Origin of the sequence: Nocardiopsis sp. Huas11 (genome assembly GCF_003634495.1) — a bacterium.
GTDB lineage: Bacteria > Actinomycetota > Actinomycetes > Streptosporangiales > Streptosporangiaceae > Nocardiopsis.
Map to the genome: position 1 here is coordinate 2,555,330 of NZ_RBKY01000001.1, position 21,073 is coordinate 2,576,402.

At 65.4% G+C, this 21,073-nt stretch carries 27 protein-coding genes; 12 read left to right on the forward strand and 15 right to left on the reverse strand.

The genetic code is table 11. The features are described 5' to 3' along the window. Window positions 1–83: 83 nt before the first annotated feature. Both DFP74_RS11420 and DFP74_RS11425 read left to right on the forward strand, forming a co-directional pair. Window positions 84–1,337, forward strand: coding sequence for an ROK family transcriptional regulator (locus tag DFP74_RS11420; protein ID WP_121181672.1), 1,254 nt, complete (start codon window positions 84–86; stop codon window positions 1,335–1,337). Between the two features lie 202 nt (window positions 1,338–1,539). Continuing rightward, window positions 1,540–2,025, forward strand: coding sequence for a hypothetical protein (locus DFP74_RS11425; protein WP_121181673.1), 486 nt, complete (start codon window positions 1,540–1,542; stop codon window positions 2,023–2,025). On the opposite strand, the gene DFP74_RS11430 is transcribed toward DFP74_RS11425, so the two are convergent. From DFP74_RS11430 to DFP74_RS11450, 5 genes are all read right to left on the reverse strand, one after another. Continuing rightward, the gene (locus DFP74_RS11430; RefSeq protein WP_121181674.1) at window positions 2,018–2,557 is read right to left on the reverse strand and encodes a PadR family transcriptional regulator; all 540 of its coding nucleotides are present in this window, start codon (window positions 2,555–2,557) and stop codon (window positions 2,018–2,020) included. The two genes, DFP74_RS11425 and DFP74_RS11430, sit on opposite strands and share 8 nt — an antisense overlap. 21 nt (window positions 2,558–2,578) lie before the next feature. Beyond that, on the reverse strand, window positions 2,579–3,436 hold the full coding sequence (locus tag DFP74_RS11435; protein WP_121181675.1) for a Rieske 2Fe-2S domain-containing protein: 858 nt from the start codon (window positions 3,434–3,436) through the stop codon (window positions 2,579–2,581). Window positions 3,437–3,541: 105 nt separating this feature from the next. Further along, the gene (locus DFP74_RS11440; protein ID WP_121181676.1) at window positions 3,542–5,557 is read right to left on the reverse strand and encodes an NADPH-dependent 2,4-dienoyl-CoA reductase; all 2,016 of its coding nucleotides are present in this window, start codon (window positions 5,555–5,557) and stop codon (window positions 3,542–3,544) included. A gap of 81 nt (window positions 5,558–5,638) precedes the next feature. Continuing rightward, window positions 5,639–6,424: an SGNH/GDSL hydrolase family protein gene (locus DFP74_RS11445; protein ID WP_121181677.1), complete on the reverse strand. Its 786-nt coding sequence runs from the start codon at window positions 6,422–6,424 to the stop codon at window positions 5,639–5,641. Window positions 6,425–6,525: 101 nt separating this feature from the next. Then, on the reverse strand, window positions 6,526–6,966 hold the full coding sequence (locus DFP74_RS11450; RefSeq protein WP_121181678.1) for an Lrp/AsnC family transcriptional regulator: 441 nt from the start codon (window positions 6,964–6,966) through the stop codon (window positions 6,526–6,528). 101 nt (window positions 6,967–7,067) lie between these two features. On the opposite strand from DFP74_RS11450, the gene DFP74_RS11455 reads away from it, so the two are divergent. Beyond that, window positions 7,068–8,042 carry an SMP-30/gluconolactonase/LRE family protein gene (locus DFP74_RS11455; RefSeq protein ID WP_121181679.1) on the forward strand — a complete coding sequence of 325 codons (975 nt, stop codon included), beginning with the start codon at window positions 7,068–7,070 and terminating at the stop codon, window positions 8,040–8,042. Window positions 8,043–8,109: 67 nt separating this feature from the next. Next, entirely contained in the window at window positions 8,110–8,556 is a 447-nt protein-coding gene (locus tag DFP74_RS11460) for a hypothetical protein (RefSeq protein WP_121181680.1), read from the forward strand. A 221-nt stretch (window positions 8,557–8,777) separates the two neighbouring features. On the opposite strand, the gene DFP74_RS35155 is transcribed toward DFP74_RS11460, so the two are convergent. The 4 genes from DFP74_RS35155 to DFP74_RS34890 all read right to left on the reverse strand — a co-directional run bounded on the left by DFP74_RS35155 (window position 8,778) and on the right by DFP74_RS34890 (window position 11,192). Further along, the gene (locus DFP74_RS35155; RefSeq protein ID WP_158612989.1) at window positions 8,778–9,476 is read right to left on the reverse strand and encodes an HNH endonuclease; all 699 of its coding nucleotides are present in this window, start codon (window positions 9,474–9,476) and stop codon (window positions 8,778–8,780) included. A gap of 112 nt (window positions 9,477–9,588) precedes the next feature. Beyond that, window positions 9,589–10,017 carry an HNH endonuclease gene (locus DFP74_RS33495; protein ID WP_158612990.1) on the reverse strand — a complete coding sequence of 143 codons (429 nt, stop codon included), beginning with the start codon at window positions 10,015–10,017 and terminating at the stop codon, window positions 9,589–9,591. Window positions 10,018–10,722: 705 nt separating this feature from the next. After that, complete coding sequence (locus DFP74_RS11470; protein ID WP_147453852.1) at window positions 10,723–11,046, reverse strand: hypothetical protein; 324 nt, start codon at window positions 11,044–11,046, stop codon at window positions 10,723–10,725. Between the two features lie 17 nt (window positions 11,047–11,063). Further along, on the reverse strand, window positions 11,064–11,192 hold the full coding sequence (locus DFP74_RS34890; protein ID WP_255499439.1) for a hypothetical protein: 129 nt from the start codon (window positions 11,190–11,192) through the stop codon (window positions 11,064–11,066). A gap of 153 nt (window positions 11,193–11,345) precedes the next feature. Here DFP74_RS34890 and DFP74_RS11475 point away from each other — a divergent pair, with 153 nt between their 5' ends. Next, window positions 11,346–11,594 carry a winged helix-turn-helix domain-containing protein gene (locus DFP74_RS11475; protein ID WP_121188185.1) on the forward strand — a complete coding sequence of 83 codons (249 nt, stop codon included), beginning with the start codon at window positions 11,346–11,348 and terminating at the stop codon, window positions 11,592–11,594. 264 nt (window positions 11,595–11,858) lie between these two features. Further along, window positions 11,859–12,851 carry a helix-turn-helix transcriptional regulator gene (locus DFP74_RS11485; protein WP_121181684.1) on the forward strand — a complete coding sequence of 331 codons (993 nt, stop codon included), beginning with the start codon at window positions 11,859–11,861 and terminating at the stop codon, window positions 12,849–12,851. On the opposite strand, the gene DFP74_RS11490 is transcribed toward DFP74_RS11485, so the two are convergent. The 3 genes from DFP74_RS11490 to DFP74_RS33275 all read right to left on the reverse strand — a co-directional run bounded on the left by DFP74_RS11490 (window position 12,848) and on the right by DFP74_RS33275 (window position 15,099). Beyond that, the gene (locus tag DFP74_RS11490) at window positions 12,848–13,123 is read right to left on the reverse strand and encodes a hypothetical protein (protein ID WP_121181685.1); all 276 of its coding nucleotides are present in this window, start codon (window positions 13,121–13,123) and stop codon (window positions 12,848–12,850) included. The two genes, DFP74_RS11485 and DFP74_RS11490, sit on opposite strands and share 4 nt — an antisense overlap. Continuing rightward, window positions 13,120–13,278 carry a hypothetical protein gene (locus DFP74_RS33500; protein WP_158612991.1) on the reverse strand — a complete coding sequence of 53 codons (159 nt, stop codon included), beginning with the start codon at window positions 13,276–13,278 and terminating at the stop codon, window positions 13,120–13,122. The genes DFP74_RS11490 and DFP74_RS33500 overlap by 4 nt, the downstream gene beginning before the upstream one ends. Before the next feature lie 306 nt (window positions 13,279–13,584). Beyond that, window positions 13,585–15,099: an AAA family ATPase gene (locus tag DFP74_RS33275; protein ID WP_147453853.1), complete on the reverse strand. Its 1,515-nt coding sequence runs from the start codon at window positions 15,097–15,099 to the stop codon at window positions 13,585–13,587. A gap of 735 nt (window positions 15,100–15,834) precedes the next feature. On the opposite strand from DFP74_RS33275, the gene DFP74_RS11505 reads away from it, so the two are divergent. The 6 genes from DFP74_RS11505 (at window position 15,835) to DFP74_RS11530 (ending at window position 18,713) form a co-directional block, all read left to right on the forward strand. Then, a complete protein-coding gene (locus DFP74_RS11505) occupies window positions 15,835–16,410 on the forward strand; it encodes a hypothetical protein (protein WP_147453854.1) in 576 nt (191 codons plus the stop codon). Window positions 16,411–16,850: 440 nt separating this feature from the next. After that, complete coding sequence (locus DFP74_RS11510; RefSeq protein ID WP_147453855.1) at window positions 16,851–17,486, forward strand: hypothetical protein; 636 nt, start codon at window positions 16,851–16,853, stop codon at window positions 17,484–17,486. Window positions 17,487–17,583: 97 nt separating this feature from the next. Further along, window positions 17,584–17,784, forward strand: coding sequence for a hypothetical protein (locus tag DFP74_RS11515; RefSeq protein WP_121181690.1), 201 nt, complete (start codon window positions 17,584–17,586; stop codon window positions 17,782–17,784). A gap of 40 nt (window positions 17,785–17,824) precedes the next feature. Next, the gene (locus tag DFP74_RS11520; RefSeq protein WP_121181691.1) at window positions 17,825–18,064 is read left to right on the forward strand and encodes a hypothetical protein; all 240 of its coding nucleotides are present in this window, start codon (window positions 17,825–17,827) and stop codon (window positions 18,062–18,064) included. After that, window positions 18,061–18,498, forward strand: a complete 438-nt coding sequence (locus DFP74_RS33280; RefSeq protein ID WP_147453856.1) for a hypothetical protein — start codon at window positions 18,061–18,063, stop codon at window positions 18,496–18,498. The genes DFP74_RS11520 and DFP74_RS33280 overlap by 4 nt, the downstream gene beginning before the upstream one ends. Further along, window positions 18,498–18,713, forward strand: coding sequence for a hypothetical protein (locus tag DFP74_RS11530; RefSeq protein WP_121181693.1), 216 nt, complete (start codon window positions 18,498–18,500; stop codon window positions 18,711–18,713). Before DFP74_RS33280 ends, DFP74_RS11530 begins: the two co-directional genes overlap by 1 nt. Window positions 18,714–18,820: 107 nt before the next feature. On the opposite strand, the gene DFP74_RS11535 is transcribed toward DFP74_RS11530, so the two are convergent. The 3 genes from DFP74_RS11535 to DFP74_RS11545 form a co-directional block, all read right to left on the reverse strand. After that, window positions 18,821–19,045, reverse strand: a complete 225-nt coding sequence (locus tag DFP74_RS11535) for a hypothetical protein (RefSeq protein WP_147453857.1) — start codon at window positions 19,043–19,045, stop codon at window positions 18,821–18,823. Between the two features lie 116 nt (window positions 19,046–19,161). Beyond that, window positions 19,162–19,569: a hypothetical protein gene (locus DFP74_RS11540; RefSeq protein ID WP_121181695.1), complete on the reverse strand. Its 408-nt coding sequence runs from the start codon at window positions 19,567–19,569 to the stop codon at window positions 19,162–19,164. A gap of 348 nt (window positions 19,570–19,917) precedes the next feature. After that, window positions 19,918–21,003, reverse strand: a complete 1,086-nt coding sequence (locus DFP74_RS11545; RefSeq protein ID WP_121181696.1) for a site-specific integrase — start codon at window positions 21,001–21,003, stop codon at window positions 19,918–19,920. Window positions 21,004–21,073: the final 70 nt, after the last annotated feature.

Sequence of the window (21,073 nt, forward strand, 5' to 3'; positions counted from 1 at the left end):
CACCGCCAGAGGGCGGGCCCCGCGATCACGGAGCGTGGACGGACCCCGCCCGCGAGGGCGGTGCGGAACGCGCGGAGGTTGTCTTGGGCACAACGGCACGGGCCGTCCCACACACGACGAGCAGGGCCGCGGTCCTCGACGCCGTCCGCGCCGCGGGCACCATCAGCCGGGCCGGACTGGTGCGGGCCACCGGGTTCACCGGCGCCACGATCTCGACGGTCGTCCGCCGGCTCATCGACGACGGACTGGTCCTGGAGACCGGACGCGCCGAGTCGACCGGCGGCAAGCCACGAGTACTGCTCCGGCTCGACCGGAACGCCCGGTACGCGGTCGGCGTCCACCTGGACCCGCTCGGCACCACCTGCGTGCTCACCGACCTCACCGGGGCCGTCGTCTCACGGATGACCAGCGCGGGGACCGGCGCCGAGGACGCCGCCGCGGTCGTGGAGCGGACCGCCCACCAGATCGACGTGCTCGTGGAGGGCGCCGGGATCGACCGCGACCGCGTGCTCGGAGCGGGCCTGGTGTCGGCCACCCACGGGTCGCCCACACGGGAGCCGGTCCTGCGCTACTGGGCGGACTACCCGATCGGTGCGGAACTGCGCGAGAGGACCGGACTGCCGGTCGTGCTCGGCAACGACGCCACGGCGGCGGCGCTCGGCGAGTACTGGTCGGGTGCGGTCGGCGGTTCCTCGGCCTTCGCCGCGGTCTACATGGGCACCGGCGTGGGGGCCGGGCTGCTGCTCGACGGCATCCCCTACTCCGGGAGCAGCGGGAACGCGGGCGAGATCGGCCACGTGTGCGTCGACGTGGACGGGCCGCCCTGCTGGTGCGGGGCCCGGGGCTGCGTCGAGGCGATCGCCGGGCCGGCCGCCGTGGTGGCACTGGCCCGCGACGACGCCGCCCTGGCGCGTGCGGCGGGCCTGGCACAGGGGGCCGACGGGCCGCCGCCCTCGGTGGCCGCCGGGTTCGCGGCCGTGGTGCGCGCGGCGCGGCGCGGCGAGCCCACGGCCCGCGCCCTGCTGGACCGGTCCGCGCGGCGGCTCGCGGTGGCCGTGCGCGGGCTCGCCAACGTCATGGACCTGGACCTGCTCGTCCTGACGGGCGCGAGCCTGTCCGTGGCGGGGCCGGTCTACCTCCCGGCCATCCGCCGCGAGCTCGACCAGGCGTTCTTCGCCCGCGGAACGCACGGGGTCGAGGTGCGGATGTCGACATCGGCGGAGACGGCACCGGCCATCGGCGCCGCCACCCTGGTGCTCCAGTCCCAGCTCGTCCCGCTGCGCGGGGGCCCGCGGTGGCCGGACGACCTGTCCGAGGCGGTCCCGGCGCACGCCTGAGGCCCGCCTTCCCACGCCTGAGGCCCGCGTGGCGTCCGCTTTCGCCCGCGTGGGGCCCGCCTCCGCGCGCCTGGCGACCGCCTTCCGTCGGTGCCGGGGCGACGAAGGTCGGCCCCCGGAACGGTCCCCCGGGGGGACGCGCGACGGGCGGGCGCCGGGAAGGGTGGAAGGACGGACACCGACCCCCCGGGAGGACACCCCCATGGACCGTCTGCTGACCCGGCTCGACCGGCTCCACGCACGCGTGCGCGGGATCCGCGCGCTGGTCTACTCCACCTGGTCCGTGCGGATCCTGCTGGCGATCGGGTTCCTGCCCTCGGGCTATCGGAAGATCGCCAACGAGCCCTTCACGCAGGAGGAGTCGCTCGGCGATCTCTACGTCATGTTCACCGCGCTGCACCAGGACTTCGGCGCGCTGTACGTCTTCATCGGCCTGTGCCAGGTGGGCGCGGCACTGCTGCTGCTCGTGCCCCGCACGGCGGCGCTCGGCGCGGCGGTCTACCTGCCGGTCATCACCGGGATCGTCGTCATCACCGTCTCGCTCGACTTCGGGCCGGGCACGCCCACGGTCACGTCGCTGATGCTGCTGGGGACCGTGTACCTGCTCTGCTGGGACTGGCACCGGGTGCGGCCGATCCTGGGCCCGCCCCGGCTCGCGGACACCGAGGTCGGGGCGCCCGTCAGGTAGCGTCCGGCTCCAGTTCGGCGATGGCGTCGTCGAGCCAGGTGACCCAGAAGGTCTCCATGTCGATACCGGCCCGCAGGACCAGGCGCTGCACCCGGTCGCGCTCGGTGCCCTGGTCGCGGGCGGCGTCGCGCCGTTCCATCTCCCGGTACTCCGCCAGCTGTCGGCCGTGCAGCCGCCGGTGGCGCCTCAGCTCCGCGACCAGGTCGCCCAGACCGACGACCCCGGCCGCGCGCAGGCGCAGCGGGAGGGGGTCGCGCAGGGCGCGGGGGTCCTCGGCGACCGACACCCACCGCGCCAGCTCCTCCCGGCCGGTGGGCAGGACCTCGTACTCCTTGCGCCCCCCGCGCGTCGGGGCGGCGGACGGCAGCGCCCTGATGAGCCCCGACTTCTCCAGCTTCCCCAGTTCCCGGTAGATCTGCTGGTGGGTGGCGGACCAGAAGTACCCGATCGAGCGGTCGAAGCGGCGGGTCAGCTCCAGTCCGGAGGACGGTTTCTCCAGCAGGGCGGTCAGGATCGCGTGGGGCAGGGACATGTGCGCATTCTAGGGATCCGGTCAGGTGGGGGCCGCGGGCAGGCGGACGAGCACGCGCCCGTCGACCACCCAGGTCTCCAGGCTCTCCAGCCCCGCGGTGGCGGGCCCGTGGACGACGGAGCCGTCGTCGACCCGGAACTCGCTGCCGTGCCACGGGCACCGCAGGCAGCCGTCGACCAGCGTCCCCTCCGCCAGCGGGGCGCCCATGTGGGTGCACCTGCCGAGGAGCGCGCGCACGGTCGCGCCCGACCGCACGACCACGACCGGTGCGCCCCCCAGGTCCGCGGGAGCGGGCTCGCCTTCGGCGAAATCGTCGAGGGCGCCGATGTCGGTCCAGTCCGCGGGCAGGACGTCGATGAGGTCGTCGGCGCTGTTGGCGCCGGACGCCCGGTAGTAGGCGAGGTACCCGCCGAGGTACCCGCCGACCCCGACCGAGGCCAGGCCGCCCAGGGTCAGCGCGACGCCCCACCCGTGCCGGCCGCGGGCCCGCGCCAGGGACGAGCCGCCCAGGAACAGGACGCCGAGGCCGTTGGCGACCGAGTGGACCACGCCCACGCGTTGTTGCCGCTCGTGCAGGCGCGACCAGTCGACCAGACCCGTCACCGCCGCAGGGAGGGCGGTGACGAGCCCGACGTTGACCAGGGTGTGCGCGGCACCGCGGTGGTCGCCCGGCAACAGGTCCAGCAGTGCCGCCGACAGCCAGGCGCCCAGGGGCGCGTGGATCGTGACCGGATGCGCCGGGTGCCCGAGCTGGACGCCGTGGAGCAGGTCGCGCACGGGACCCTCGGGCACCGTGTCGGCCACACGCTGGAGTCGGGACACCGCGGGGTCGAGCCGTTCGTCGCGTTCGATCGCGCGTACGCGTTCACCGAGTCTCATGCTCGGACGACTACCCCCGGGCCGCCCGGGACATGCGCCCCCGGGCCGCCTTGACCGGCCCTTTCCGTTCCACCGCGGGCAGGGCCGGCGACAGGGGGCCGACGGTTAGAGCGACGCGGCCAGGCGCGTGCCCTGGTCGATGGCGCGCTTGGCGTCCAGCTCGGCGGCCACGTCGGCGCCACCGATGACGTGCACCGTGCGGCCGGCGGCGGTGAGCGCGTCGGCGAGGTCCCGGCGGGGGTCCTGCCCGGCGCAGACCACGATGGTGTCGACGTCCAGGACGCGCTTCTCACCGTCCACGGTCAGGTGCAGGCCCTCGTCGTCGATCCGGTCGTAGTCGGCGCCCGCGACCATCTCCACGCCGCGGTGGCGCAGCTCCAGGCGGTGGATCCACCCGGTGGTCTTGCCCAGCCCGGCGCCGACCTTGGTGGTCTTGCGCTGGAGGAGGTGGACGGAGCGCGGTGCGGCGGAGCGCTCGGGGCGGCGGAGCCCGCCGGGAGCGGTGAGTTCGGTGTCCACGCCCCACTGGCGGAAGAACTCGTCGGGGTCCTGGGAGGCGCCCTCGCCGCCGTCGGTGAGGAACTCGGCCACGTCGAAGCCGATGCCGCCGGCGCCGATCACGGCCACCTTCTCGCCCACGGGGGCCCCTCCCCGCAGGACGTCCACGTAGCCGACCACCTTGGGGTGGTCGATCCCGGGGATGTCGGGGGTGCGGGGCGAGACGCCGGTGGCGATGACGACCTCGTCGTAGCCGTCGAGGTCGTCGGCGGTGACCGTGGTGCCCAGCCGCAGGTCGACGCCGTGCTTGTCGAGCTGGACCCGGAAGTAGCGCAGGGTCTCGTCGAACTCCTCCTTGCCGGGCACCCGGCGCGCCATGTTCAGCTGGCCGCCGATCTCCGCGGCGGAGTCGAACAGCGTGACCGCGTGGCCGACCTCGGCGGCGGAGACGGAGAAGGCCAGTCCGGCGGGTCCGGCGCCGACCACGGCGACGTTCTTGCGCACACGCGTGGGGGAGAGCACCAGCTCGGTCTCGTGGCAGGCCCGCGGGTTCACCAGGCAGGACGTGACCTTGAGGTTGAAGGTGTGGTCCAGGCAGGCCTGGTTGCAGCCGATGCAGGTGTTGATCTCCTCGGCCGCGCCCGCGCGGGCCTTGGCCACGAAGTGGGAGTCGGCCAGGAGGGGACGGGCGAGGGAGACCATGTCGGCGTGGCCCTCGGCGAGGACGGACTCGGCGACCTCGGGGGTGTTGATGCGGTTGACCGCGACGAGCGGCACGGACACCTCGCCCATGAGGCGCCGCGTCACCCGGCTGTAGGCGCCGCGCGGCACCGAGGTGGCGATGGTGGGGATGCGCGCCTCGTGCCAGCCGATGCCGGTGTTGATGATGGTGGCTCCGGCCTCCTCGACGGCCCTGGCCAGGCGAAGGACCTCCTCGGAGGTGGAGCCGCCGGGCACGAGGTCGAGCATGGAGAGCCGGTAGATCAGGATGAAGTCGGGGCCCACGCGCTCGCGGACGCGCCGGACGATCTCGACGGGGAAGCGCATGCGGTTCTCGTAGGAGCCGCCCCAGCGGTCGTCGCGCTGGTTGGTCGCGGAGACGATGAACTGGTTGATGAGGTAGCCCTCGGAGCCCATGACCTCGACGCCGTCGTAGCCGGCGCGCTGGGCGAGTTCCGCGGCCCGCGCGAAGTCGTCGATGGTGCGCTCGACCTCGTCGTCGGCGAGGGCGCGGGGGACGAACGGGTTGATGGGCGCCTGGACGGCGCTGGGCGCGACCAGGTTCTCGTCGAAGGCGTAGCGGCCGGTGTGCAGGATCTGCATCGCGATCCGGCCGCCCTCGCGGTGGACGGCCTCGGTGATCTGGCGGTGCTCGTCGGCCTCGGCCTCGGTGGTGAGCTTGGCGGCGCCCTTGAAGGTGGCGCCCTCGGCGTTGGGGGCGATGCCGCCCGTGACGATCAGGCCGACGCCGCCGCGGGCGCGCTCGGCGTAGAAGGCCGCCATCCGCTCGAAGCCCTGGGGGACCTCCTCCAGGCCCACGTGCATCGATCCCATGATGACGCGGTTGGGCAGGGTGGTGAAGCCCAGGTCCAGGGGTTCCAGGAGGTGGGGGTACTCGCTCATCTCGTCTCCTCGCGCGGGTGCCTCGCGGGCCGGTGTCGGGCCGGCCCGCGATTCATTATGCAACAAGTTGCACAAAGAGCGTCAAGCACGGTCGGGATCCGGGAGGACGGGCAGGGGGTCCGGGCGTTTGGCCGCGCGGCCGTCGCCGGAGGAGGTCCTCCGCAGGCGCCGCACGACCCAGGGGCCGAGGAAGGAGCCGAGCCAGCGCACCTCGGTGACCGAGGTGCGCAGCCGGCCCGGACGGGGCAGCGGTGGCAGGGGGTCGGTCCAGCCGTCGTGGCCGGGCACACCCAGCGCCGAGGCCATCGCGGCCGCGATCCTCGCGTGCCCCAGTGGGCCGCAGTGCAGGCGGTCGGCGCACCACAGGCGCGGATCCGTGGTCACCGGGTGGCCGTGGGTCTCCAGAACCACGGCCCCGTGCCGGGCCGCCGCCGCGCGGATCCGCGCGTTGAGGTCCACCAGGCGGGGAAGCAGGGGGCGGGCGAGCGGGGCGAGCCGTGAGACGTCGGGGAAGGTCATGGTGGCCACGCGCGCGCCCGCGCCGGCCAGCTCGGCGAACATGGCCTCCAGGTGGTCCGCGACCCGGTCGGCGTCGTAGGAGGGCCGCAGGAGGTCGTTGACGCCCGCGACGACGGTGGCCAGGTCGGGGCGCAGGTCCACGGCGGGCGCGAGCTGTTCGGCGCGCACCTGTCCGGCCAGGCGCCCGCGCACCGCGAGGTTGGCGTACTCGACGCGTGTGCCGTCCGCGGCCAGGTGCTCGGCGAGCCGGTCCGCCCAGCCGCGCAGTCCGGCGTCGTCGTCGCCGTCCCCCACCCCCTCGGTCTGGCTGTCTCCCAGCGCCACGTACCGCAGCCGCCCGTCACCCATGCCCGCTCCTCTCCCGCGCACCGACTGGTGCTCTACGAGGAGACTATTCGCCTAATTGACTATTCACCATGGGGTCCAAGGCGGTGGCCGCCTCCGGGTGCTCAGGCGCGCGGGTCGAGCGGACGCTCGAAGAAGGTCTCCAGCACCACCGTGGCCTGGGTCCCGGAGACTCCGGGGATGTCGTACAGGCGGCGCAGGACGTCCTGGAGGCGCTCGGTGGTCGCGGCGCGCACCTTCACCAGGACGGACGCGGTGCCCGCGATGACGTGCGCCTCCTGGACCTCGGGCACGGCGGCGAAGGCCTCGGCGGAGTCGCCCATCCACGCGGAGGAGTCGACCAGGACGAAGGCGAGGACGCCCCGGCCCAGGGCCGCGGGGTCCACGTCGACGGTGGTGCGGCGGATGGTGCCGCCGGCCCGCAGCTTGCGCACCCGCTCGTGCGCCGCGCCCGCCGAGAGGCCCACCTCCGCGCCGAGGTCGGCGTAGGAGCGGGTCGCGTCCTGGAGCAGGAGCGCCACGAGTGTGCGGTCGACGTCGTCCATGTCTGTCCCTTCGGGGTCAAGCCTGGACAAGACCATACCTGATTCTGCCATACTCGTCTTTGGCTGAATTTCATTCAGAATATACGCCACTGGAGGAGATCATGTCTGACCCGGCTGACGCGGGCCCCTATGAGGTCCTGGACCCGAGGTTCGTCTCGGGCCGCTGCGCGAACGGGGACGCGCGGCTGGAGCGGCTCTTCGGCGACGGCCGGTGGGTGGAGGGTCCCCTGTACCTCCCGGCCTGGCGGCAGCTGGTCTTCAGCGACATCCCCAACGACCGGATCCTCCGCTGGGACGAGGAGACGGGCGTCGTCGGCCTCTTCCGTGCCCCTGCGGGGCACGGCAACGGCAACACCCTCGACCGCGAGGGGCGACTGATCACCTGTGAGCAGGGCGACCGGCGGGTCACCAGGACCGAGCACGACGGCTCGATCACCGTCATCGCCGACCGTTACCAGGGCCTGCGGCTCAACAGCCCGAACGACGCGGTCGTACGGTCCGACGGGTCGATCTGGTTCTCCGACCCGACCTTCGGCATCACGAGCGACTACGAGGGCCACCGCGCGCCCAGCGAGATCGGCGCCGCGAACGTCTACCGGGTGGACCCCGGCACGGGCGAGGTCCGCCTGGCCGCCCACGGGTTCCGGGGCCCCAACGGGCTCGTGTTCTCGCCGGACGAGCGGGAGCTGTTCGTCTCGGACACCACGGCGGGGCGGATCCGCGCGTTCGAGGTGCGCGAGGACGGCACTCTGTCGGACGGGAGGGTCTTCGCCGAGGCCGGCGAGGGTGCGACCTTCGACAACATCCGCTTCGACGACGGCGGACGGCTGTGGGCGGCGGCCATGGCGGACGGGGTGCACTGCTACGACCCGGACGGCACCCTCATCGGACGGCTGCGCGTGCCCGAGCCCGTCTCGAACATCGCCTTCGGCGGCCCCAAGAACAACCGGCTGTTCATCACCGCCACGACCTCCCTGTACTCCCTGGTCATGGCCGTGACCGGACTGCCCCGGGTGCTGCCGCCCGGCGGCGCCCCCGCCCCGGGCCCCACGGGGATCACCGCCCCCCGCGCCTGACCCCGAGACGGCGCACGTGGGGACCCGCGTCGGCGCGACAAGGCACGCGAGCCGAACGGAAGGGAACATGGCGACCGTCACCGGTGAGATGGCCCTGCTGCTGGACGTGCTGGGGCGCCGACAGGGCGACGGCCGGATCCTCGAGGCGATCGCTCTGCTTGGTCCCGGGATGGAGGTCGAGGAGTTCGACTTCGACGGCGAGACGTCCAGGTACTACGTCTTCCGACCGGCCGGCACGGACCTGCTCTTCGAGAACGAGGTCCTGGTGTCGGCCATGGTGCGGACCCGGCCCGACGGCCGGGACCCGGGCTATGGCGGGTATCCGCGGCCCGCAGCGCTGATCGACGGGCTCGCGCCCACCGCCACCCGGGCCGAGGCCGCCGCGTTCCTCGGTACCCCGGAACGCACCGGTCCGACCTTCGACCGGTACGAGGTCCACGGGCGCTATCTGCACGTCGAGTTCGCACCGGACGGCCGGATCGGCAGGCTCTCCGCGCTGCTCGAACCGGTCTGACCCCGCAACGACGAAGGCCCCGACCGGTGACCGGTCGGGGCCTTGACGTCTGCCCTGGTGGGGGCGTCCGCGGAGGATAGGGGATTCGAACCCCTGAGGGCTTGCACCCAACACGCTTTCTTTGTAGTCGGCCCAGCGCATCCTCACGTGCCGCGACAGAATGAGTCTCACGTGTGGATATGCGCCATGTCAAACCACGCTGAGAGAACGAAGCGTCATTCCTAAGATGAGCCGTTTCGGAACCGCTTCCTGGCTCGCATGTCTTCCATGTTCTCAGCGTGGGTTCCGACCCTGAGGTGTCGGGGATTGACACACGGGGGGTTGTCGCAAGAGTGCATGGCCAACTCGTCTGAGGTCAACTCTCGACCGAGGGTGTAAGCGAGTATCCAACGTGTGGCTTTGTACTTCTTCTGGCGCCCGTTACGAGTGACGTCGAATTCTCCGTAGCCGCCACGGTCTTTGTAGCGGAGCCAGGGCCAACACGAGTCGGGGCCGCCTGACGTGTCGGTGTGGGACATGAAGCGGTCGTAATCGCTAATGCCACGGACGTATGGCTGTTTGGCCCCGTTCTCTTTGCGGCAGAGATAGCGGGCGCGTTTAGTGCTTTCATGGTCACAACCAGCATGGGGGCCACGGTGGCCGCGCTTCGCTTCGGACATGTCGCGCATGTTGTCGGCGTGGGTTCCCGGGATTAGATGCTCTGGAGCCACACAGGCTTTGTTGTGGCACGTGTGGCGGACCACTTCGTGTTCTTCGAGGTCACGCCCGAGGTGGTAGGCGAGCATCCAGCGCGGCGCGGAATGGGTCTTCCCGTTAGCGGTGAACGAGCCGTACCCGTTACGCCTGAGTCCCTTAACCCACACCCAACACCCGTCGTCTTGCTTCTCGACCTTCGACATAAACCGTTCGTACGCGCTCATGAGATCAATGCTAGCTAGGATTCTGCGGCTGCTCAGATCAACGCTGAGCGCTTCGGACAACGTCGCTCGTGTGTGCTCTCGGGGAGTGCGTGAGAGCGCCTGAGAGTTGATCTCAGAGCTTGACGTCTTTGATGTTGTCCGAGCCACAGTCACCGCAGATACGACGCGCACCGCGCCCGTGATTTCCGCTGCGAAGCTGGAGGTTATCGGGGTGGTTGTCGTCTCGGATGCCATTAATGTGATGGACGGTTTCGTGTGGCTTGAGAAAGCGCCCGAGCTTGCGGATCGTGATCCAATGATGTTGGAGAATATGAGTCCGCTGTACTACTCGCTCCCCGCTCTCGCTGCGAACCCACACCTTTACCCACTTAATCAGATAGCCCTGGTTCGTTTTAATCCAACCCTCTTCGTCGTCTAGCTTGCACTCCCACGAGCAATAAGCCATCACGTGAGGGCGATAGTGGTCGAAGAGATCGCCGCAGTAAGCGCACGCCGTTGTGCCTGGAGAAGATGGGTCCCAACCGTCATTGAAGAATCGCATGAGATAAGATTTATCGGAGCATCTGCGGCTTCAATATGCGGGTAGCAGAGCGTGACCGAGAACAGGTGTAGTCGCATGACTACTTTCTGTGGACTCCGATAAATGCGCTTATCAGCGGTCAGAAGCTCAACCTTAGTTCAGACTTTGGTGACTACTCTCTGCAAACCCATTATGTGACCCGGATCACAGGCAGGGTATCGAGCCCCACACCCAGACGGTCACGAAGTGCCCGGGTGAAATCTCGCCTTTCTCAGAATGGTCCCTGAGCGAAGCTCATCCATTGCTGTTACTTCCGGTAACACATTTGGGGAATGCCTGAGTGGGCCCGTGTGATCCGAGGGCTTCGAGCGTGACACAAGAGAGTGACACAAGAGAGTGTCACTCAGAAGTGTCACCGCATTTCCGCACGTCGGGCGAGTGACACAAGAGAGTGACACAAAGAAGTGTCACGAGAAGTGTCACTTCTTCAAAACACTCCCTGAGCTGCGAATACATAGTGACACTTGTACGTGTGTCACCGCTGACACGTGCGCGCTCTTTAGAGCGCGCGCACTGTCACGAGTGTCACGCCCGTACACAATTAGATACCTACGCGCGTACGCGCGAGGACGCCGACTAGCCACAAAGAAACCCCCGAGCGCTGGCGGGTACCTGACGGTAGTCCGTGCCTACCGAGAAGAGCGCTCGGGGGTGGTCTCTCATCACTCATGGAGTGATCAGACGAGCCGCCTCTTCGACGTCGTCGGCCTGGCTGGTGCACAGGGTGTTGCCCTCTTCGTCCACCCAGTCGAGGACGAACGCCCGTCCCTCAACACGTGTGACGGTGCCCTCGCACTCGTCATCCCCACGACCGCTCCCGCGCGGCAGCACGTGATCCCCGAACGTGTGGAGAAGGGGCGTGTCGAGGTCCGGCTTCCCCGCATCCAGCGTCACGGACACGGGCCGCGTTCCGTGGTCTCGAAGAGCCGCTTCGAGCGCCAGGAGCCGCGCCATCTGACGGCGGTACTTCTTGATTCGGGCGGCGGTCACTCCGTTACCTGCCTGCATCACATGGCCTCCAGTCCAGCGCGGACGCGGTCCAGCATCGCCACGTAACGTGCATCCTCGGTCGCCTTCTCCCGCTCCCACACCTCGAAGTACGGGCGGACCCTCTGCGAACGACGTCGTACACTCATCACCGTCATCAGCTCCCTATTAGCTGGTGGCCATGCCCCCGGACGTTGGCGCGTCGCGGGGGTCAATCGTGTGGAGTTTTCTTTGCACAGTACATGACCACACATGACAACGCATGACCTCATGTGAACACGCAGGTCATCGACTATGGACACATGGCGATTGACTTGGACGGACCGGAGTTCTTGAGGGACCAGGTAGCCGCGATCCTGCGAGGGCGGATCGACTCCGGCGAGTACCCGCCGCGTCGGCGCATCCCGCCCGAGGCGGCTCTCATAGAGGAGTTCGGCGTCTCGCGTCCAACGGTCCGCGCTGCCCTTGCCATCCTCGAAGAGGAAGGGCGGATCATCACCCTTCGCGGCAAGGGCCGCTACGTACGCGGGCCCAGCACCTCGGACGAGTAGGGAACCCCCACACGGGGACCAGGGTCACGCATCTTGGCTTCCAGCTCGGCCGCGCTGTTCTCTATCAGGGTTGGTTCTGTCGTGGTGTCGCAGTCGCGGTCGGTTGCAATCCAGAACCGCCGGGTACATCGGATGATGTAGCGGTCTCCGAACTTCGCTTTCAGCCGCGCCAGCTCTTCCATGCCGTCACTTCACACCCGCGCAGAGTGGCCGGTACAGAGTGACCGCGTTGACTATCCTGGGAGCAACGGAGGTCACCCCCATATGTCTGATCTGTCCGCGCGTGTCCGTGCTGCGCTTCGAGAGCGCGGAATGTCCATCTCCGCCGCTGCCCGTGCGATGAATTTTGACAAGGGCTATGTCTCGCGTGTGGTGAACGGGAAACAACGCCCGTCCGCTGCCCTGGTCACCGCGCTAGACAACCTCCTCGGCACTGAGGGCGGGCTAGTCGAGCTCCACACCGCCATGGACGAAGACGACCGCTCTCGTGTGGCGGCTGTTGTCGGCGGCGACAGGTACAAGGCAGACGCTTCGACAGTGCGCGCGCTCAGCGATGTTCTCGCCGCTCAGAGGCGTCTAGACGACACGCTAGGGCCTGCGGCGATGCTTGCGCCGACGCTCGTACAGATGGACACGGTCGTGTCCCTAGCGCGCGACTCAGACGCTCGCTCTATGCCGGCCGATGTGCGGGACGGGCTAAAGCTGGTCGCCGCTGAGTGGGTCCAGTTCGCGGGCTGGCTGCGAGCGGAAGCCAGGGACGACGCCGACGCCGTCCGTCTGCTGACCGAGGCTGAGGACTACGCCGACGAGATCAACGACGGACCATTGGCCGCTCAGGCGGCGAACTTCAAGGGCTACTTGTCACGGCAACGACAGAACGCCCGAGGTGTGGTGCGCTGGTTCTTGACCGCGTACAACACCCCGGGCGCTCATCCCGCGCAACGTCTCGGGGATGCTGCGCAGGCGGCGCAAGGGCTGGCGATGCTCGGGGAGCGGGATAGCGCGCGGCGACTCCTGGACGAAGCGACGGCTCTTAGCCACCGCGCGGAGATCGAGACACCGCCTGGTACCGCTTACTGGCTCGTGCCGTCCTTCCACGGGCTGAACATCGGTCTTGCGTACCTCGCGTTGGGCGACACCACACAAGCCGCGGCTAGTATCCGCGACGCCCTAGCGAACCTGCCCGAGGATCAGCAGGGCGCGGAGTGGACACACGAGTACCGCGCTGCTCTGGCTCAGGCCGAAGGCGAGAGCTAGTCCTCTTCGAGGATTTCCGCCCTCAGGTCTTTGGCGCACTTCATGTGGGCGTAGACGAGGGGAAGAATTACCGATTCCCTCCCCTTCATTTCTTTCTTACAGAAGCCGCACCGCTGAGTCATGGACGCGGTGAAGACCTTCCCCTCTGCCCGCCATACCTCAGGCGGGACGGTCACCGCATACACGGCCGCGAGTTGCTTGTCCGGGTACTGGCTGGCAGCCGAAGTGACCTCGTCCCGCCACAGGAAGTTATGCCGCTTGACGCCCTTCACTTAGCCGTCTCCATATCGCGGGTAACGATGACGGCGTCTATGTCCTCCTCGTAGCGGTACTTCACCGGCGTGTCGGGGAACAGATCACCCAGAACCCTGATGGCGGTCTTGAGTTCCCGGGTGGTGAGGATAGAGGCATAGCGCGTGTCATTCATGGTTCGTCTCCCTGGGTTTCAAGAATCACCGTGTGGCAACACCCAAAACGCTAGGCAGCCGACGAAGGCCGGACAAGTTACTATCCGGTAGGGCGTGCTCTACGGCGCTCGTGTTTTCGCAGGTCAGAGACTTGGGTCTCGGTTGGGTAACAACGTATCTTCGCAGGTCAGGGCCTCGCGATTCACAGTGTGGCCCACGTCACATTTGAGTGTGGTACTATCCCGCGCCCCGCGCACGAAGAAGCCATAGAGAAGCCCCACACCGGGTCACTCACGCTGGTGTGGGGCTCTCTCCACGCCTGGTGACTACCGAGCCTGGTACGTCCCATCTTCGAGTGCTTCGACCTTCCCGTGGTCGTTCACCAGTCGCTTAAGCGTGTTGTGTGTGGTGTTCTTATCTGTGCCGTGAGTGTTCTCCATGTGGCTCTTTATTTCGTCCCTGGTCATGGGACCATTCATTTGGAGAGACTGGAGAATGTTTATTGACGTCGGGCCAAGCCCCTTGCCCTTTGTCTTGGCGGCGCGACTTCCCGGGGGTTGCTTGTAGAACTCGGCGCTCTTGCCGTTGTTCTCAAGGTCGTTCATCTCCAGGTACGCGGCAATGTCCCCGATGTTGACACCGTCTGGGCGAACGTCGGAGTTGTCTTTGAACCAGCGCAAGCGGGAGTAAGTACCTTGGTTCTCTACGAGGTACATAGCACCCTGGATAGCTTGGCTCTTCGAGCGTGCGCCGACGGGGCGCTCTTTCGCCTGGTGTCCAACGTGGTCGGTGAGAACACCACAAGCGCCGCCATCTGTGAACGGACGAATGAACTTTGCCAGGATGGCATCCATGACCTCTTGCCCGTCAGGATGCATTTCTAGGGCTTGGGCAGCACGAGTGACAGAGTCGAGCGTGACAAGCTTGACGGAGCCCGTATCAATGTCCGGAAGCTCTGTAGGACGAACGAATACGCGATAGCAACGATTGAGCTTCACGGTTGACATACCGAGAGCCCGCAGACGTCGGCGCATTTCGTCCTTACCCCACTCAAACTCGAAGTGGACGACATGATAGCCAGTATACTGATCGCCAAAGGTGTCGATCATGTCCTTAATCGTGCGGGCTAGAGTCCACGTCTTGCGTGTCCCCTCAGCGCCGAATATGATATTCGGAACACCCCCGACGAACAGCCCGCGCCCGCGCTCATTCCCACACCCGCCGCATTTCGAGCAATCGTCTTCGCAGATGCAGCATCCCCAATACTCTTCCGAAGGATCATCCTCTAGATTAGCGAAGCCACACGGACAGCCCGGGTTTTCGTCACCGAGAACCATCACCGACGCGACGCGGCGGGGAATGTAACTCCCGAATTCAGCGTCCGGGTTACGCGCCTTGACCGCGCGCTGATAGTGAAAGCGGTGTGGGGCAACGTCTTTTCCGTCCAGCGTTTCTAGTTTGAGATAGCCCTCTTCGACTAGGGATTGGATGTCTTCGACCTCTTCGGAGTCGAAGTCTTCCCAACTGCGAGACTCCAGCTCTTCCCGCCGGATCTGCTCAGTCGTCCAGCGTTCGTCTTCTTCGAGTGCCACGGAATGCGCTTCGTCAGGGTCAATGACAAGTGCCCTCAGAGCCTCGATATTCTCGCGGCTCTCGCCACTTTCCCAACGAAGACTTAGAAGATGGTCCCTGACCTCTTCGATCTCGAAGAAGACTAGACCATCACCCTCTGCCCAACCCTCCGGTTCCGTTTCGAAGTGTTCCCAGGCCTGGGCCAGGATGTCTAGCTCGGCCGGAGTCCATGCCGCATTCGCTCGTGTAGACTCGTCAGAGTCATTCACAGTTCTTGCCTTTCTGTGGTCGACGGTGAAGGAAGAAGCGTCTCCCCGCTTCGTCCCGGGCCACACGAAGTTGGCGCTTCGTGTGGCCCAATTTTACTCCTGGTCCTGTTCTGACTGAACTTCTTGCCACACGCGCTCGATTTCCGCGCGTTCCCTGGCTTCTTTTCGACTCTTTTCGGTGCACAGCCTGAGAGCTTCTTTTCCCGGCCCGTGTGTACATTCCGGGAACTTTTGCATGTGTTCGCAGTGGGATTGTTCTGGCCACGTCTGCGGGTGATCACATGTGGTGTGGTAATCCCTTTTGCGTCGGCAAATCTGCCGGGCGTAAGCCGTATCTTTGTGGTCACATTCAGCATGGCTTACGTTCGTCCTCCGTGGCATTCCTGTCCCCAACCCGCTCGATTCTTCGAACTAATTCCAGATTATCATGTCAATCTCTGGAACTACCCATAAAAAAAGGCTCCCTCTAGCACGGGGACTAGAGAGAGCCTTTCTTTGGGACCAGCCAAGACAGACACCCATTATTAAGCATGGCACACGCCGGAGAAGGCACCACTCGTGGAGTGGTGAAGATACGCCGAAGAGCATCGAACCCATTCACAGAATAGCAGACAGTGAATGTTATCTATCTGTAACAATGAGCTTTAGGCCACGCTAAATTCTGTCTCTCTTTCAACGTGTTAGCTTTTCAATTGTCAGCGCAGAGAACGCGCTCATTTCTGAGGAGCCGAAGTGATGTACACCTTTAAGCAATTCGACATTACCAAGTACTACGGTCTCCACCCTGACACGCTAGAGCCGCACCTCACCTCACGCGGCTATGCGCTCATGTGCGGGATGTATGAGCACGAACTGTTCCTTAACACCCCGAAGAAGTCGGGGGAGCGCGCCCGATTCTGGGTGGACACCGCGCTAGATGACATGGGATATGGCGGAATCGAAGTACACGAGAACCCGCCCGAGGTGTTCCCGATCGGTGTTCTCCAGTGGCTACACGAGTACTTCCGTCACCCCGGCTCTGAGCCCATCGAGGCGGAAAAGGGGCTTAGGGTTCTCATGGAATCCAACCCGACCGAGGAGCAGGTAAAGGAATTCTTCGATCGCAACGGGATTACGCGGGAGTGGTTGTCACTTCGCACGGATGCTCTCGAAAAGGAAGCCGCACTACTCAAGGCCCGAGTTGACGCCTACGAAGCAGCCGAGGCGGCAGGATATTACGTCACCGTGGGCGGAGAGAAGATGATCGCTCCGAACCGTACCTCAGAGGAAGCGATGGGGTTTGTTGCCCGGCACATGGTCGGGGCAAGGTAGCAGCCCCACACCTCAGATGAACACATGAATAGGGCCCGAGACTAGTGCTAGTAGCCTCGGGCCCTTTCGCCCATTATACATTCGAATGACGGGAGAAAAGTAAATGAATCCCACACCTAGCGCTGAGCCTCTGCGGCCCCGTGTCCAGGACTCGAAGGAATGGCTCAATGGGTGCGTGGACGGTGGCACTTATGAGATCACCGCAGAAGAGGCAGAGAAGTACGGTAAGGGTCTGGACCAGCTCCAGCAGACTCTCCACAACCACGGACGCCGTCGCGGTCTTAAGGCCATCACCAAGACGATTGGTCCGAAGTCAAGCCCCGGTCGAAAGCTCCGCTTTCGCTACGTTCCCAGGAATCAGCCGTAAGAAAGCCCCACACACTCTGTCGGGATGTGTGGGGCTAGTGTCACATTCCCGTCTTGCCAGAGGAAAGTAACCAATGACAAAGCTATCACGTTGGAAAGAGCTAATCGTCCCAGCGCTCGTGATGCTCGTGTGCCTATTCGCTTCATATGACCATCTAAGCTCTGTCACCCAGGAGTTCGGATATTCGCCGTGGATCGCACATCCCTTGGCGGTGGCGCTGGATGCGTACCTGCTTTACGTGATGTTCCTCGTGTGGCGTCATCCTCGCCGCCGCACGTTTCACGTGTTGCTCATCCTCGGCGTACTCGTCACGGGCTCCGCGAACTTCTACGCGGGGTATGAGAACGGGCTGGTGTCCGCGCTGTTCTCGCTCGTGCCCATCCTGCTTATCAAAGCCGTGTACGTCGCCCTTTTCTCACTAGCCATGACAGACCGGACAGTGACGGTCACCGCCACGGAGAAGCCCAACACGTTCGAAGAGATCACGGCACCGCTCCGAGAAGAGTTGGACGAAGTGCGGCATTTGCCACAGGACTTGTCAGACGAAGATCTCCGCGCCCACATGAGCGAACTGGATACCGAGATGAAAAAGCGGGCTAAACAGTATATCCAGGACAACCCCGAGATAAGCGCTAGGGAACTGGCGCGACGCTTCCGGCGTAGTCAGAACTGGGCAAGCGAGCGAATCTCCAAGGCGAACACCGCATAGCCACAGCAGAGCCCCGCGCTTTATCAAGGCGCGGGGCTCAGCCTCCTCCATCGCCGGAGAGAGCAACGCACCAACAATAGCAGAAACGAGAACAACAATGATCCGTTCGCCCAAGAATCTCGTTGCAACCTACGGGGACGAAGACGAGGACACTACTGTCCTCCCAGTTATCGCCTTCAACGACGAGGGGTACGCCATGGTTTTCAATCCCATTCAGGGGCGTCTCATTGTCGCCCTGGATTACGAACCTGATGACCTGCCTTTTGTCGGCTTCGAATTCACCACGCCCGGAGAATAGCGACATGTACAATACCATTAAAGCGACCGGAGGAAATTGAATGGCAGCCGCAGACAGGATTATGCGCGGGCTTAGGGGAGAGCGGGAAGCTCCCTCGGCCGTTGGAGAGAAGCCCGCTCCCACACAGCCGAAACTAGACCTGGATATCCAGGAGGTTCTCGGCGCTTTCCCGTGGCAGGTGCTGGCACAGAATCTCGCCACACGGGAAGACATCGACGCCGACGAACTGTCCGGCATTCTCGGCGCCCAGGGTGGCGACGACGGCGAGGAGGCAGCATGACGGATCGAACCGCTAACACCGTTCTTGAGGCTATGCGGCGCGGGGCCGGTGTCTCGGATGAGGGCCGAGACGGCAACCGGAGCCTTTTCAAGGGCATTGACGAAGAGCGCTCAGCGATTCAGAAGCGAGAGCGAGAGCTTCGAGCACAGAACGTCCCGAACGCTGCTCAGGTTGCGCGTAAGGAGTTCGCAGACGCACACGCGAAGCGTTACGCAGACGAACGCAAGAAGTCCCTACGAACTGCTATGGACGCGATCCACGAGCGCGAGAGCCGGGAAGCCCGCGCGAAGTACTGGGGAGAGCGCGCCGAGGCTCCCATCGTTCCGAGCGGTGAGATTCCGCCCGGTACCCCCATCAATGAAGTGAAGGCCCCTCGGGACCGCGTTTCAGAAAAGCTCATGGCTCAGCTATACCACCTCAAGGGGAGCGCCTAATGTCCACGGTCAGCATCGACAGCAACGACCTCGAAGCGGTGTTCTGTCTGCTACTCAAGGAGCCCAGCCGTAAGACGCTGGGTGTGGAACTCGTCAATGCCATCCGTGAGGAGAACGGGCGGGCAGTCGTTGACGACCTCCACACCGTGACGTCTCCCCATCCACAGGCGACCACGATGACGAACATCCTCGCCGACATCGACGCGGCTTCGTAGTCACCAGGCACGGACTGATGAGCCGTTAGACTCCACACAGAGGCCCCGGAGATAGCTTCAATATCTCCGGGGCCTCGTCTATGGGCACGTAGTGCCGGCGTGACTTGCTAGCGCTGGTTCCTGGTCAGGTACTCGTGGACGGACTCGACACTCAGCAGGTGCAGACCCGCGCCACACTCAGCGCGGAGCTTGCCGCCCTTGACGTCGGTAGCGACCAGCCCCCGCGCCGTGTCAACGGCGAAGTGGAGACGGTCAACATACGGCCACACGCTAGCGGTGCCCGGCTCGACCGTGCGCACGTGCCAGCAGATGGGGCGGTGGGAGTCGTCCACTTTCCCACACCTGTGCCAGAGAACAACAACGTACGTATCCATACTTACTCGACCTCCTCAGTTGGGTTTGAACAGAGAGACGGGCGGGTGTGGCACTCCCACACCCGCCCTGGCGGTTAGTCGTTCAGGAGAAGAACGCGCTCGACCTCAGCGGCCGGGACGCGCGTGCTCTTGTCGGCGCCCTGGATCAGGTAGTCGAAGAACTTCGCGCCCCATCCCTGGATGATGGCGTTCTTCACGGGCATCCGGTTGTAAATGTGGATCGTCACGCGGGCGTTCTTGAAGTCCCTCCAGTTCTCGCGGGTGACGCGGTCAACGTCTGCCACCGCGTCAAGAACTTCGTCGGACTTCTCGACGGTGGGCTCCGGCGCGGGCTTAGCTTCGACAGTTGCGCCCGCGCTCTGCTGAACAGTGATCTTGCCCTTTGCGCGGCGGCACTTCGCACGCGCTGCCTTCGTGGGCGGGTGCTCACAGTTGCTGTGAGCGGTGACCTTCTTCGCGCCCGTCTTCTGCTCTTCGGTCATTGTGTGGCTCCTCTGCGGTGCGTCGTTCGTGCTTACAAGGTCAACACTCCCAATGCACGCGGTGCCACCGAAGGGGTCACGGACGATTCCGTGGTGAACTGTGACATGACCCGTGGCGGCTCGTGACAGAGCAGAGAGTCACGCCAGCGACGTCGAAGCTCTCAGATCAACGCTCAGTGCCCGTAAGTGCGAAGACGAGTGAGCACACGCGCGACGTATGTTCGGACTCTCAGAATCGCTCTCAGCGACGTACGGAAGTGCTCGTGTGAGTTCTCGTGAGAGTGCATAGAGAATGGCGAGCGCGGGAATGCTAATCCCACACCCGCCATTCTTTCCGACGTCGCGTGACTAGTAGCGGTCGCCGAGCTTCTGAACCGCGTTGACCGCGCGGGATGATGCCATGTCCGATGCGTAGCGGCGAAGCATGGCCGGGCTCTTCCAGCCGCGAATAGCCATGACGTCCTCGCCAGAGACACCAGCCGTCAGAAGATCGTCCGCCCACGTGTGGCAGTAGCTATGCGGAGAGACTTCGGAAGGGTCATACCCGGCCTGCTCTGCCCGACGCTTGACCATGCGACGGAGCCCGCCGTACTTGAGTGCTGAGCGGTTCCGCGTGCCCAGCCAAAGCCAGTCATCGACTGACGCCCGCTTGTGACTGGCGCGGAAGCGCAGGTAGCGAACGAGTGCCTTGACCGTGGACGGCTGGAGCGGGATTACCCGGCCGTCGGTGGAGTTGCGATCGCCTTTGAGCGGCAGCACGACCAACACCTTGTGCTGCAAGTCGAGGTCCTGGACGCGGAGCGACAGGAGCTCTTCCGACCGCAAGCCCTCCGTGAGTACGCGGATGATGGCGTGGTCTCGCACCGTCTCAAAATCACGGTTCTTGCCAGTGATCTTGAGGCAGTCGGCTACGAAGTCTTGGCTCAGAGTCTTGGGCTTACCCATCGGGGGTGTGGCGTAGCGCTGGAGCTTCGGAGAGTCTGCCGTGTAGGGGTTCGGGACGTCGTACTCCTCAGCCAGGTACGCGAAGAGCGGGCGAAGGTTGCGCTGGATCGTGTTCGTCCCGCCCGTGTAGCCGCCCCGTCCGTCCTGGCTCTTCGGGACGTCGTGGGTCCTGTAGTACCAGCGGAAGAACTTGTTCAGCGTCGCCGTGTCCACGTCGGCGAACGACGTACGGGCAGGGAGCCAGTTGTGGAGCTGGTGCGCGGCGTACTTGTAAGCGTTGATCGTCCGCCGCTGGTAGGGGCGTCCCCGCTTGCTGTTGGTCGTGCTGAGGTGAAGCTCTAGCTCAGCGATGACCGCTTGCCGCTCATCCTTGGTGCTGTTGAGGGGACGAACCGCTGTGAGCGGGGCGGACTCGGCGTCGCCGAGGACGGGTGCTGCCGTCTGCTGAGCGGTGCGACGTTGGGCGCGAAGGGGACTCTTGTGTGCCATCGTGTGCGACTTCCTTACCGAAGCGTGTTGCTTAGTCGGATGTCGCGACACGTCCCACACCACGAGGGGC